The sequence below is a fragment of the Enteractinococcus helveticum genome (assembly GCF_001657475.1).
In the GTDB taxonomy this organism is placed as follows: domain Bacteria; phylum Actinomycetota; class Actinomycetes; order Actinomycetales; family Micrococcaceae; genus Yaniella; species Yaniella helvetica.
This window is the reverse complement of record NZ_LXEY01000021.1, coordinates 271,352-284,747: the sequence shown is the minus strand read 5'-3', so window position 1 is coordinate 284,747 and position 13,396 is coordinate 271,352. Positions and strand designations below refer to the sequence as shown.

Genomic DNA, 13,396 nt, shown 5'->3' with positions numbered 1-13,396 from the left:
TGTTCGTTTCATCGGCCGTTTCATATAGCATCCAATGTGTGTTTACTTTCACCATGCGGATGTTTCGCTTTTCTGGGTCGATGCAGCACCTGGTACAGGACCTGAGTTCCTATGCCGAAACCTGGGTGGACCTGCAGGGCGAGGTGCTCATTGAAACCCAAGACGAGCAATTGCAGGTCGATCCAGGGGATATCGTCACGGTGTCAGCCGAATCGGTGCATCGTTTTCGCAACCGAGGGCAGACCAACTTGCGAATGCTGTGTATTCATCCATCGCCCACAATCATTGAAGAATTCGTATAGCCCTACCCAGAACATACGAATCGTTAGACATGCCCCGTACGCGACGGCTCTTTCATCTCAAGAGGTGAGGTACGACGTCCTGCATTTCTGCTTCAATACTTGGAGCCAACGATTGTGAAAATGGTGCGGTGAAGTGGTGGAAGTCGAAGGTGACCATAATATTGCCGACCACCGCATCGCAATTTTTAGTGGTGTCATCGTGGATGTTCGGGCAGACATACTCGGTGAGGTCAATGTGGTGCGTATTTGCTGGCAGGTCCATACTGAGCAGTGGGTTTTCTTCTGCGTAGATCTCCTTCGGCGGACCACATTCTTGGGGTGTACCGCCGTCAGCTAAACAGTCTGGAGTCCAGAAATCGTTTCGCGGTGTGCCTCGGATGAGCAATAGCTCGGTGCCGGTCTCTACGATCTGCTCCCACCATTGGGGTGTTGCATCAAAGATATATTCTTCTGGCCCGTCGAGGCGAGTGCCGGGAGTGACGACGAGGTCGGCGGGATGGTCATGCAGCCAGTCAATGAAGTTATGGTTCCAGGACTCGCACATGGCTTCATTGGGGAGTTCTTCAAAGCCGAAGGAGCATCCAGATTTGATGACGACCAGGACTTCCCAGTGATATTTTCTGGCCAACGTTTTGAATGCTGCTTCAAGGTGCCCGGCATGGGATCCACCGGCCAGCACGATGGTTGCCGTCGGGTGCTCTGGAGCATCCTCGTCCTGACACACCATGACTTCGTCGGTACCAGGGTCTTGTCCTGGAAGTTGGGCGCAGTCACGGTCAAGATAGGCAGGTTGGTAGGCATCAACGTTCTCCACTGCGGGGAACGCCTCGACCTGTGGCAGCTCGCCGTCCATGGTGACAACATTTGCTCCGGGGTAGACTTCAGGGTCAAGATCGCCATAGGTGGTGTCTACTGATGGCGGCTGGGTAAAGGCTGACATGGTGAACCCCGCAACGATGAGAGTGCTGGCACCGGCTAGGACGGTGGTGCGGTTGATCCGACGTTGAGTTGTGGGCTCTTTTTTGCCAAGGCGCTGGAGCGGTTGTTCTATGTACCGGTAGGTCAGCATGGCCAGTGCTACGGAGACTGCGAGCACGATCAGGGCACCGGTGAGGTTCAGCGCTTGCAGGTCCCATATTTCCAGATAGTAAATGAGTAACGGCCAATGCCACAGGTACAGGCTGTACGCGTGGTGGCCAATCCACGCCAGCGGTCTATTGGACAGAAACCTGGTGGCGGTATGTTTTGGGTCGCGATTGCCACCGGTGGGTCCTGCCGAGATGAGGACTAGCGTGAATCCCAGCAGCGGCCAGAGTGCCCAGGGACCGGGGAAGAGTCGGCCGCCGTCGAGGACGAATCCGCAGGAGATGATGAGCATGAGTCCTAACCATCCGGCTGGGGCACGCAGGGGTTGTGGCAATCGAAGGGTTCCGGCCCCCAGTGCCAGCAGTCCGCCGAAGCCCAGCTCCCAGGCGCGAGTGGTCGTCATGAGATACGCGGCACTTTGGTCATAACGGCCCACATAGATTGCGTACGCAAATGAGCCGATAAATACGACCCCGATCATGATTGCCATGACTTTTGCAGCTGATGTCTGGAAGCGTTTGGCCACGATAACAGCAATAATGGCCAGTGCTGGCCAGACCAGATAGAACTGTCCTTGCACTGACAGCGACCAAAAGTGCTGGAATGGTGACGTGTCGGGGCCTGCAGCACCGTAGGAAAGCTGTGAATTAATCAGCTCGATGTTCTCAAAGTACAGCAGCGAAGCTCGGGCTTCGGCCCAGAGCTGCCGGTGCTGAGTCACCGGTGCCAGCAGTAGACCGGCGGCGAGCGTGGCAGCAACTACGATTGCTGCCGGTACAAGAATGCGCCGCACCAGTCTGCCATAGTATCTCAGCACATCGATTCGACCGCCGGAGGCAGCGGCCTCGCGCAGGAGCATTCCGGTGAACAGGAAACCTGAGACCGCCAAGAAAATGTCGATGCCGCCCGAGACGCGCCCATCACCAAAGAGATGAAACAGCACCACCCACGTCAGAGCAAGCCCGCGCACACCGTGGAGTTCAGGCAAGTAGCGTCGTTCAGGCAGCCCTTTTTCGAGTCGGTCTTCAGAAGTGTCGGTACGGTGGGGGCCTGTTATCGTCATATGTTCCTGCCAGGGCCGGTTGACGAATTCAGCATCCCAACATCGCTGGTTGGGCGGACTCGTGCCAGGGACTCGCAATACGTCCGTGGTACCGGCCCGTCTCCTGGTTTGGCGTTGTGTGAGCTGAAAGTGTTACTGGTGAGAGCTACATAACCATCTGCGGCTACGAAAGGCAAGGAAAACAAAAGATCCCTGTGAACTTTGCGGGTTAATAGGCAGAAGGGGCCGACTGTTTTTAGGACCGCTCGGGTTCTAGCTGGTTTACTTATCCTTGTGGCTGGGCATGAAAAAGCGACCATGAAGCGCCCTGGGTTTTGTTATACCGCATTTTTCGCGGATGCTTTTTCTCGCAAGATCGTAGGGTGTGCAACCCGCACGACGATGGGCTCTGATACATTGCCGTTGGAAGAATCAGAGCACGCTTTGCTGGGAGCCAAAGAACAAGCGTTTGATTGACTGGTCCGTGACCGTCAGCTTCCGCTGCTGAGAATCAGACTACCGCGACGTATGTTGCATATAAGTTCACTTCGCGTCAATGAGTATCTGACGTATGAGCTGCTCACCAACTTTCAAGTCGATAGCAAACGTGCGAAATGAGATCAGGTCTTCATCGGCAATGAACGTGTCGTGATAATCAACTTTGGGTACGTCGCTGGCCACCTGCGCTTCCAACGCGCGTTTACCCTCGAGCTCATCAGCCCACCCACGTAACGCCGTCGGATAAGCAGGGACCGCTGGTTGCTGTAGCTGCTGGACCATCTCAAAGAACGCTTTGACCAGATCCTTTTTGAACCGGCGCAGGATATCGGTGATGTGTACATACGAAAGCAGCAGTGATTATTACTGCTCATTAACGGAGCGACACGAATTTGAGCATTGTTAGACGCATCTCTGGTTTCAAATCCGAGCTTGCCGAACTTTTCTAAATCAGTCCTGTACCCATCGACCAGTTTCAGCACTGTTTGATGAGATACTTCCGCGTGACCTGCAATAATCTCAGACGTTGTAAACAGTCCAAGACCGTCACGCTGTACAATGTGAGTATTCAATGTGATTCCTTTCTGGAAATAAAGAAGCCCACCAGTTGCAGCCGGTGGGCTTTACTAATGCGGTATCAAGGGGGACTTGTGGGGCCTGCTATTCAGTTCTTGGATTATGTAGATAGGTATGAGCAAGGAGATGATCACCCTTGGGGTCCGCCGACCTGGCGAGAACATCTGGACGCAATAAACGGACTGAGCGAGCTCATGCAAAAAAGCTACGACGACTCAGCCCCAGCACTTTTTGAGCATTTCAAATCAGCATTCGACGTTGCCTGGGAATTCCTCGGCCAAGCACCAACTACTCGTGGACTAAGGCTCAGTGATGCCGTAAGGTCATCCCTAGCTGTACTCGGGCACTCTGCTAATCAGGAGAACAAAAAATTAGCCCCTTCTGGGGAGCAAATCGAGAGTCTTCGCGAAACTCTGGAAGAAATCCGCGAGACGGTCAATATCACCACCGGAATCCCTGATGACGCGAGACAGCGTATTAATCAGCTCATTGATGAAGTCTTCAGAATCGTCAACAGTAGCTCCACCCCAGATTTCGCTCGAGTGAGATCCTTGACTGATGAAATCGTTGGTGCATCGATTCATATCACCCTCAAAGTTGAAGGGGATGAACGAAAGAAGTTCTTTAAGAATCTTTTCAAAATCGCTGGAAACTGGTTTTCGGATGCCACCTCCAGTAGCGCGGGAAATATGCTTTCCACTATGGCTGGCAAGATGATCGGAACCGAGTGATGTTTCGCTAAATTTGTTGGCGCTCAAAGTTTTCCTTTCGTGAATAAGAACAACCCCGTCGGCTACAACCGGCGGGGTTAAGTATGTGTGGGGTAATAAATGGAACTGTTTGTGTTTGTCAGCGAACTACAACACTTAGAGAATCTGAGTGATTTGGATGCAGGCGCTTCTGCAATGAGTTCATTCAGTCTTCTAACAAACTTGGTTCTGCCAATTTTCATCAGCGGCATTTTTACATTGTTTATTAACATGCTTGACCGGACGAAACCTAACTGGGAACCACAAATTAGCGATCCTGTTTGGGGAATAGATATGGTAGGAGACCTTCAAGGGCCTTCTGTTGAAGTGCGAGTCGTCAACACCGGAGCTGCGCCTGCATATCGAGTCCGGGTCCTTGGCTTCTACTGTGGGAAGCGTGAGAACCTAGTTGAAGGGTACAAGATAACAACGCCGTTAGAACCGTATCTAAATCCTGGGGACAGTATCAGCGGACACTATGAAGTGCACTCAGTACACTGGGACGATGCTGGAATATTGGTCGCATGGACTCAACCAGGTTTTCCTCGGAGACGTATGGCCCACAAGTATCAATTCATCAAATTGACTGACTGGGTAGATAAGCCGATAACCGAGGAACAATTTGTTTATGAGATCAACTCAGGTGAGTACGGTCTCGATGCTTACCTGATTGATCTCGATGAAAATCAAACACAGTGGCAAGGAAACAGGGATGATTGGTTACTTTCTCAAAAGCAGGTGTTTATACGGAAAAATTCGAAGAGAAGGGACAGAAAAGAATGGAGAAAAATTTCAAAATCTCCATGGTCCAAGGTCCAGCAAGACAGATAGTTTATTTATCATCTTTCAATATTCCGTATTGCATCCCGCGATGTTGGATCCGATACACCAGGGGAGCGGCGCATGAATTCGCCGGTCTCTCCCCAAATCTACTGATTGACGCTTCGACAACCGAAGCTCCGTCCTGAAATAAGCGCATAAGTCCCTGAATGAGACTGCGTTGCGGACGACTGTCCGGGGTGCCTTAGACGAGAGTTTTCCCGATGGCCTGGTAGCTGTTGTGGTATTCATAATGACCACCTTGATGCGTTTTTCAAAATGAAACTCCTGCTTTTTGGTACGCCAAGTAAGTCTTAGAAAATGGGGGTAAAAGAATGCCTAGAACTAGGCGGGTGTTTGGTGTTTGTACTGTTATGGAAGTGGTCGAATCACCGGGTGAGGGGTTGATGCTTTTTGATTGCGATGGTTACGCAATCCGTCGTCGTGTTTGTTGTTGCTTTCTTGCGTTTGGTGCCAGCGCAAACAATCGTGTGGGCGCTGCGAGATCTCATAGGCTTCGATCTGCTGTAGGTCGAATCGCCATTGCCGGCCTAGCTTCCATCCGCCAGGAGTCTTGTCAGCAGTCGATCATCCAGTCTTTAGTGGTCGTGTCGAGCGGGAAGTCCCCGAACCGGGGCATTTACGTGCGGGCAGCTTCTCGCTCGTATTCTGCAGTGGTCCCGTTGGTGATTTCAATAGCGCGAATTGCTAGGTCGGGGGAACGATTCGCGCAAGGTGAGTTCATCAGAATTTTGTTGTGCGCCAAGAATTTCCAAGGCAATGTCGTAGCCTTGTTCTTCGATGATCTCTGATTTGCCGGGGTAGGAGTGTATTTGAATTTCTCATTGTCGTCGTAATAGTCCACGCGGTGGGTTGTTACGCCTGCCTTTGTGACGCGTTCCTGTATGTTCGCCATGTGTAGATCCCTCTTCAATACGGGGGATCGCAACCATTTACAACCACGAAAAAAGATCCCTGTGAACTTCCGCATGTTCACAGGGATCTATACCGGGTGAGTAACGGGGCTTGAACCCGCGACCTTCTGGACCACAACCAGACGCTCTACCGACTGAGCTATACCCACCACATCGAGTTTTCACTCGACGGTGATTGCCCTTAGGCAACGCCCTTCAGTATATCCGAGATTTTTTGTTTTGCCTAATCCGTGTCCTGGACAAGTTCTGGCTCGACGTACAACACGAGTTCATCGCGAACTTTCCGAGCCTCATCCACGCTCGGACCTGGTGGAGGGACCATGATTGCTTCACGGTAGTAGCGCAACTCGTTGATCGAATCGGTGATGTCACCCAGTGCGCGATGGTTGCCCAATTTCTCGGGGGATTTTTCGTAGGCGTATGGGTACCAGCGCTTGGCCAGCTCCTTGATCGAAGATACATCAACAATCCGATAGTGCAAATGAGCGGCCAATTGTGGCATCTCTTCTAATAGGAATCGCTGATCCTGCCCTACGGTATTTCCTGCCAACAGGGCAGTGCGTGGTTCCGGGCAGAACTTTTTGACGTACCCCAACAGCTGTTGTTCGGCTTCTTCGGCACTGAGTCCGTTTTCCCATTGTTCGGCCAGACCGTTTTGGGCATGCATCTCCACAACGACTGGATCCATCTGTTCTACAGCGGCAGCTGGAGGCTTAATAATGATGTCGATGCCTTCATCCAGAATGTTCAGATCCGCGTCGGTGATGATGATGGCGACTTCGACCAGTGCATCCACGCCGGGGTACAGGCCAGTCATTTCAGCGTCTAACCAGACGAGGTTTCGGTCACGGTCTTTTGAAGCTTCAGAAGCCGGTTCGTAGGGTTGTGGTGTTGTGGTGTCCAAGATATTTCTCCTTGCTCCAGGTGTCGATGTTTAGCCTACCGATGTCCGGTGATACATTTATCCCCAACGTCATTGATATCAAACTGATCCATTGAAAGCTGTTGATGACCACCTTGGAACATGCCCGTCGGGGCACAACACGCCACGCCTGGCCCGCAATTGTCGTCGGGTTTTTGGGGTCCTTAATCCTTTCCATCGGATCATGGTCAGTCGGCTGGGTCGCTCCCAACTCTGACATTAACTCCACCACCTGGCTGGCACCATTCCGTACCACCGAGCTCGGTGTGACCATTGGTACGATCATGCTCACCATCGGCGCCTGGGGCATGATCTGGGGCTGGTTACGACTGGGGCGAGTGCTGCGACGTCCGGCGCGCACCTTCAAAGGCAAATACGAATTCCCGCCTGAAAGTATGCGCACGATCAACTGGGCGGTGGGCCTCTGGTCGTTGCCACAGCTCTTTGCGCTGACCATTTTTTCCCGCGACATGCTGGCCTATCTCAACCAGGGGCGCCAGGTACTAGCCGGCCAAAACCCCTATGAGTTGGGCATCTCAAATCTGCCCAACTGGTTCCAACTGGGGACCGATACGATGTGGGCTGAAGACGCTACCCCGTATGGGCCGATGTTCTTGTGGATCGAAGGCGCCGTCGTCGGCATTACCGGCGTGGGCCAACCTGATATCGCCATCTTTATGTTCCGGCTGGTCTCGCTGCTGGGTGTAGCGATGATCATTTATTACGTGCCCAAACTGGCTGAAATGCAGGGGTGGGATCCGGCCCGAGCCCAATGGATTTCGGCGGCCAACCCGCTGTTTATCATCTCGTTTGTAGCCTCCGGACACAATGATTCCCTGATGGTCGGGTTTATGGTCGCAGCCATCTACGCGGTGTGGCGTGGACACGGCGTGCTGGCCGTCTTGATGATGAGCATCTCGATCGGCATGAAAGTCATCTCGATTGTGCTGCTGCCCTTTATTGGCCTGTGGTGGGCGGGGCGCAACGCATCGAAAATCAAAATCTTCTGGTACTGGTGCATCACCCTTGGCCTGACCGCCGCCATTATGTTGGCGGTCGGGTGGATTAACGGCTACGGGCTGGACTGGGTCAAAGTCATTGCCGGTACCGGGTCCATCTGGAGCTGGTGGTCACCCATCGGAGCCGGGGGAGAGCTGTTGCGCGTTGCCGTGGTCGAACTGGGCCTGGGCGACGGCGAATGGGTCATGCCAGCCGTTCGACTGGCCGGGCGATTGCTGTCCGTGGTCATTGTGCTGGTGTTAATGTTCGCAGGGACCTATGACCAAATCCTGGCCCGCGCCACCTGGTCATTTGCTGCGATCGTGGTGCTGTCACCCGTCATCCACCCGTGGTATCTGCTGTGGCTACTCCCGCTCTTTGTCATGCTGGGCATCCGGTCAAACTGGCAGCTGCGCTGGGTCATCTTCACCGTCGCATTTTTCACCGCCTATGGTGCAGGCGACCAACTCTACGTGTGGCAATTCTTAGAGCTCGGCGGCTGGATGCAAGCCCTGTCCTGGGGGCTGTCGGTCGTCTTGTCCATCTGGGTGCTCTACTATGACCCGTGGACCTCACCGATGTTCAAAAACCAATGGCACCTGCGCCAATCCTGGCGACGCATGGTCTTGGCCTATCAGCGCTGGAAACGTTCGCGCACCCAAGCGGGGCGCTGATGGGCAAGTGGTTTGTCCCATCCAGGATCGACACCGACCCAGGCCACCACATCCGGGTCGGCCTGGCCGCAGCCATCATCATCATGGTTGCCTCCTGGGGCGTCGGCTGGTTACCACAAACCCAAAACTCCTGGTTCGCCGGCACCACCGTCCTGAACCCACTACGCTTTTGGACCCCCGGCGTCACCGTTTGCGCCGTCGCACTGGTCACCGGGGGACTCCTGCTGGTCCGCTCCTGGCTGCGCCTCGGCCAAGCCCTTCAGCTGCCCTACACCACCGGTTCAGGGGCAACCAACGTTGGCAGCGTCAAAGAATCCGCGCGCAAAGTCCGCATCAACGACCACAAACTCACCGTGATCAACCGGGCAATCCTCTACTGGACCGTCCCGCTGATCTTCGCCTTTCCGATCATGTCGCGCGACGTGTTCTCCTATCTGGCCCAAGGCCGCCTGCTGCACGCCGGCCTCGACCCCTACGGCGAAGGCGTCTCCTCGCTGCCCGGCTGGTTCATGATCGGTGCTGACTCCCTGTGGGCCCAATCCCCATCACCCTACGGCCCGGCCTTTCTGCTGATCTCACAATTCGTGTGGTTTGTGACCAACGGCGGCCCCGAATGGGCCATCCTGTTCTTCCGCCTCCTGTTCCTCGGCGGCATGGCCATGTGCATGTGGGCCATACCACGCCTGGCCCGCCGCTTTGGTGTCCGCGGCGACTGGGCCCAATGGATCTTCATCGCCAACCCACTATTTGGCCTGTACATGATCGCCGGCGCCCACAACGACACCCTCATGCTCGGGCTGCTACTGACCGGCCTGTACTTCGTTAACCCGCACTGGGCGCCATTGAATCACCGCCGACGACGTATTCTGCTGGGCTTTATCCTGCTGGGCGGCTCCATCGCCGTCAAACCCCTGACGGTACTGGTCTTACCCTTTGCCGGCATGCTGCTGCTCTGGCGGCCCAACACCACCATCTCCTATCGCGCCCGCATCGCAGTCTGGGCCAAATCCGTGGTCGTCGTCGGTCTCCTGCTCGCCGTACTGGGCGCCGTCACCGGGCTGTGGTTCGGCTGGATACCGGCCATGATGACCTCCGGCTCCGCAGCCTTCCCCTACGCCCCCTTCGGGCTACTCGGCCTGGGCATCGGCTGGCTGGTTGACCTCATCTGGGGCACCGGAACCGAACCCGCCGCTGAGGTCGTCTATAGCCTGGGCACCCTTGCCATCGCCGCGGTGACCGCCTGGCTCGCCCTGCTGCCAAAACCCAAACACCCGATCTTCTCGGCCGCCATTGCACTGACGACGGCGATCCTGGCCGCCCCCGTCTTCCAGCCCTGGTACGTGTTGTGGGTTCTGCCGCTGTTCGTCATTGCCGGCGCCTGGCGCGGCTGGTCCTCATCGCTGCTGTATCTCCTCGTCGCCGTGTTGATCGTGGTCGGGGTGGTCGATCAGCTGGCCGTGTCGCAATGGATTCCACTGCTGCCCATGCGCATCCTCACCGGGACCATTGGATTGATTGGTTTGGCAATTTTGATCTTCTTCGATCCGCTGACCCGTCGTGCCTTCCCGCAAACGCGCAAGACGATCCAGCGCGTCGCCTAAACTGGTCGAGGCTGCCTGGCGGGCCGCTGAAGCGGCCATTTTAAAAACTTCTAGCAAATGCTTGCGAATAAATGTGAGCTGCATTACTGTCTTGTCTCACGTATACATAACGTATATATCTCTGAAATATCAGCTGGGATTCTCCCGCATCTGCAAAGCAGGATAGTAAATGGACAGAACAACTGCTCGTACGGCTACCGCAACGAAGGTCGCCAAACTTACACCCCTCGATGAAGCGCTTTTCAAGCCGATTCATTTACTGGCCACGATCTGTGTGCTCGGCGGCGCCTATGTGGATGGTTACATCCTGGGCATCATCGGCCCAGGCCTGGTCATGGGCCAGTCGGAACTGCAACTCGGCCCGCTTTCCCAAGGTCTCATCGCTTCAAGTGCGTTGATCGGCGTCTTCGTCGGTGGCCTGATCTTTGGGTCCCTTGCCGATCGATTCGGACGACGCCCGGTCTTCTTCTGGAACCTACTGGCGTTCGTCGTGCTGTCCTTGCTGCAGTTGGTGACCGTCGGGGTTTGGGATCTGGTGTTGATCCGACTTGCCCTGGGGTTGGCAATCGGCGTCGAATACGCAGTTGGTACCGCCGTGTTGGCAGAATTTTCTAAACGCAAAGGCCGCGGGGTCATCCTGGGCAACTTTGCTGTCTTCTGGATGATTGGTTTCGTGTGCGCCTTCCTGGTTGGCGTGGTCTGGAGCGGTGACAACTGGCGCTTGCTGCTTGCCACCAGCGCTGTGCCGGCATTCATCGTCTTCGTCTTACGAACCCGCCTGCCAGAAACACCGATGTGGCTTAAGGCAAAAGGTCGCGTTGATGAAGCCGAAGCGGTTGTTCGCAAACATTATGGCGAGGGCTACCATATTCCAGAGGTTGTGCTTGGCGAGCGCCAACCATCGCCAAAAGAGCTCTTCACCCGTGACAACTGGCGCAGTAGCTTGTATTCCGGATTGTTCTGGTTCTGTCAGGTTGGTCCATTCTTTGCAATTTTCACCTTCCTGACACCGGTCTTCGACAGCTTAGGCATCGAACAAACTACTGGCACCGAGATCGTGCTGAATCTCATTCAGTTAGCTGGGGCAGGATTTGGTTTGCTGCTATTGCACTGGCTAAGCCGCCGAGGCTTCGTCACGTTGACTTTTGCTGTCATCGCGCTGACGCTGATTGCCTTAGGCTTACTACCCGGCACGAGCCACTGGGTGGTGTTCTTATTCGCGCTCTATCTGTTCATGGCTCCCGCGGCCAATAACATCCAGTATGTTTACCCTAGTGAAATCTTTGATACGCGGGTTCGGGGTACCGGGGTTGGCTTCTCCGCTGCGTTCTCTAGGATTTCTGCCGCAGGGGTGACCTACATGCTGCCCTGGTTGATGGCCGAGTTCGGCGGATCTGTCACGATGTTGATCATGGCGATCTTCCCGATTATTGGGTTAGTTGCCTCAATAGCGTGGGCTCCAGAAACCAAGGAAACCTCGCTGACCTAAACGAGTGAAGCTTTCAAAATGTGCTGAGCCACTAGACTGGGGGCTCAGCACATTTTGTTTCTTCCAAGAGACCAGGAGCCAAGCACTATGGGGGAATCGCGCCCGCCAGCACATCGGACACTTGCCGAACGAGCCTACGAACAATTGCGCGACCTCATCATCTCGGCTCAGCTTGCACCTGGCCAACTCATTGACGAAGAACGCATGATCGAACGCCTGGGAATCGGCCGGACTCCACTGCGTGAGGCCATGCGCCGCTTGCGGGCCGAAGGGCTCTTAGACATCTACCCGCACCGCGGCACATTCGTCCCAGAAGTCACGGTGCGTGATCTTCGACAGATCTCAGAAGCTCGCCGAGTACTAGAAGGCTATGCCGCAGCTCGAGCAGCACAGTCGAAGTCCGACGCCTTTCGACAAGACCTCATCGCAGCCTACGAAGAACTACAGACCATTGACGATACCGATGCTGAACGACTGCTGGATATTGATGCAAGAATGCATGAAGCCATTTATCGAGCCATGGATAACCGGTACATCGAATCCACCCTCAAGCAGTACTTCACCCTGTCGCAGCGCATGTGGAATTACGTGTTGCCACGGTTACAAGTGATGAAACCACACGTTGATGAACACCTCGAGCTGCTGCAAGCCGTGATTGACCAAGATGTCGAGAAAGCCGAACGACTCGCCATCAGCCACGTGATGAACTTTGAAAAAGCAGTGTTAGCAGCACTCTGACAACCACATGTTGCATTCCAACATCGAAGCGTCGTGGCTGGCATGGGGCAACATGGCCAATACCCAGTGTCAGCCAAGGTTTGTACCAGGCAATAATTCTTGTGCGACTGGCCAAGTGTTGAGCATCAGGACAACGCCCACAATGCCGATCGCCCAGGCGATCGTTGACTGGCCTTTTTCAGCAAACCAGGCATCCACGCGTTGCAGTAGCGGTGTCACTGCTTTCTGGAAGAGTACTCGTCCCAGAAGTAATATCAGCATTGGCAACACCATCACGACACAGTACCCAGCAAGAACCCCTGCACTTTGCACAGAGCCCAATCCCAGCGTAGGAGCGCTTGCGGTCAATAAACCTACGGCCGCAAGATAGGGCAACATGGTCGCCACCTCGAGGAGCCCGGCGGTTGCCGCAAGGCCCATCAGATTGAGGTTCTTACCCTTGCTACGGTAATGGCTCTTGACCATGACGCTGGGATGATCCGCTGAGGGAGTCACGGTCTCCTGAACCATTGACTGGCGCCATGCGATCATCCGCGAAGCCATCCGTCCCCGATTCTGCGTTTTTTCCTTCGGGCCTGCCTTGTGCCAGGACTTGGGCGGATCCATGACAAAGCTCAACACCAGCAGCCCCAGTCCGAAAACGAATCCCAACAGCATCATCCCTGGGTGGCTCCAGTCAATCTGCACTTGGCTACTGACGAAGCGCGCGCCAAAGAGCAGGACGAGCCCAACGAGAAAATAGAAGCCACAAATCGAGGCCAAATACACCAATATTCGACCGACCCGTAGTCGACCAGGTGCCATCAACAGCCACACCGGGATGGCCAAGGTCCCAAAGCTCAACGAGTCGACTAACGCCAAACCCGCGAGCACCGGGAACAACACGGCAAATGAAGTCACGATTTCGATATCCATGATTTGAGGTTATTGGCGTGCAGGCGCGCTGCCATCGGCCATTGGACCGAA

The 13,396-nt window shown here is 54.8% G+C and carries 12 protein-coding genes and 1 tRNA gene; 7 read left to right on the top strand and 6 right to left on the bottom strand.

Going from position 1 to position 13,396, the window contains the following annotated elements:
• Nucleotides 1-53 precede the first annotated feature (53 nt).
• The gene (locus A6F49_RS11775) at nucleotides 54-302 is read left to right on the top strand and encodes a cupin domain-containing protein (protein ID WP_161485813.1); all 249 of its coding nucleotides are present in this window, start codon (nucleotides 54-56) and stop codon (nucleotides 300-302) included.
• 52 nt (nucleotides 303-354) lie between these two features.
• Here A6F49_RS11775 and A6F49_RS11770 read toward each other — a convergent pair whose 3' ends face one another.
• Together A6F49_RS11770 and A6F49_RS11765 are read right to left on the bottom strand one after the other, a co-directional pair.
• Entirely contained in the window at nucleotides 355-2,451 is a 2,097-nt protein-coding gene (locus tag A6F49_RS11770) for an acyltransferase family protein (RefSeq protein ID WP_043058436.1), read from the bottom strand.
• A gap of 522 nt (nucleotides 2,452-2,973) precedes the next feature.
• Complete coding sequence (locus tag A6F49_RS11765) at nucleotides 2,974-3,210, bottom strand: phage antirepressor KilAC domain-containing protein (protein WP_052504951.1); 237 nt, start codon at nucleotides 3,208-3,210, stop codon at nucleotides 2,974-2,976.
• 368 nt (nucleotides 3,211-3,578) lie between these two features.
• On the opposite strand from A6F49_RS11765, the gene A6F49_RS11760 reads away from it, so the two are divergent.
• Nucleotides 3,579-4,235 carry a hypothetical protein gene (locus A6F49_RS11760; protein WP_150119475.1) on the top strand — a complete coding sequence of 219 codons (657 nt, stop codon included), beginning with the start codon at nucleotides 3,579-3,581 and terminating at the stop codon, nucleotides 4,233-4,235.
• A 99-nt stretch (nucleotides 4,236-4,334) separates the two neighbouring features.
• Nucleotides 4,335-5,084 (top strand): hypothetical protein, encoded by a 750-nt coding sequence (locus tag A6F49_RS11755; RefSeq protein WP_150119474.1) that lies wholly within the window; start codon nucleotides 4,335-4,337, stop codon nucleotides 5,082-5,084.
• A 628-nt stretch (nucleotides 5,085-5,712) separates the two neighbouring features.
• Here A6F49_RS11755 and A6F49_RS11750 read toward each other — a convergent pair.
• From A6F49_RS11750 to orn, 3 genes are all read right to left on the bottom strand, one after another.
• The gene (locus A6F49_RS11750) at nucleotides 5,713-5,988 is read right to left on the bottom strand and encodes a hypothetical protein (RefSeq protein ID WP_067605792.1); all 276 of its coding nucleotides are present in this window, start codon (nucleotides 5,986-5,988) and stop codon (nucleotides 5,713-5,715) included.
• A gap of 95 nt (nucleotides 5,989-6,083) precedes the next feature.
• A tRNA-His gene (locus tag A6F49_RS11745) sits at nucleotides 6,084-6,156 on the bottom strand.
• Nucleotides 6,157-6,230: 74 nt separating this feature from the next.
• Entirely contained in the window at nucleotides 6,231-6,914 is a 684-nt protein-coding gene (orn, locus tag A6F49_RS11740; RefSeq protein ID WP_082911753.1) for an oligoribonuclease, read from the bottom strand.
• 101 nt (nucleotides 6,915-7,015) lie between these two features.
• On the opposite strand from orn, the gene mptB (A6F49_RS11735) reads away from it, so the two are divergent.
• The 4 genes from mptB (A6F49_RS11735) (at nucleotide 7,016) to A6F49_RS11720 (ending at nucleotide 12,430) form a co-directional block, all read left to right on the top strand.
• A complete protein-coding gene (mptB, locus tag A6F49_RS11735) occupies nucleotides 7,016-8,602 on the top strand; it encodes a polyprenol phosphomannose-dependent alpha 1,6 mannosyltransferase MptB (RefSeq protein WP_043058432.1) in 1,587 nt (528 codons plus the stop codon).
• Nucleotides 8,494-10,203, top strand: a complete 1,710-nt coding sequence (gene mptB, locus A6F49_RS11730; RefSeq protein WP_161485812.1) for a polyprenol phosphomannose-dependent alpha 1,6 mannosyltransferase MptB — start codon at nucleotides 8,494-8,496, stop codon at nucleotides 10,201-10,203. Before mptB (A6F49_RS11735) ends, mptB (A6F49_RS11730) begins: the two co-directional genes overlap by 109 nt.
• Nucleotides 10,204-10,372: 169 nt before the next feature.
• On the top strand, nucleotides 10,373-11,692 hold the full coding sequence (locus A6F49_RS11725; RefSeq protein ID WP_043058431.1) for an MFS transporter: 1,320 nt from the start codon (nucleotides 10,373-10,375) through the stop codon (nucleotides 11,690-11,692).
• Between the two features lie 87 nt (nucleotides 11,693-11,779).
• Entirely contained in the window at nucleotides 11,780-12,430 is a 651-nt protein-coding gene (locus A6F49_RS11720) for a GntR family transcriptional regulator (protein ID WP_043058430.1), read from the top strand.
• Between the two features lie 69 nt (nucleotides 12,431-12,499).
• Here the strand turns inward: A6F49_RS11720 and A6F49_RS11715 are convergent, their stop codons facing one another.
• Entirely contained in the window at nucleotides 12,500-13,345 is an 846-nt protein-coding gene (locus tag A6F49_RS11715; protein ID WP_043058429.1) for a GAP family protein, read from the bottom strand.
• Nucleotides 13,346-13,396: the final 51 nt, after the last annotated feature.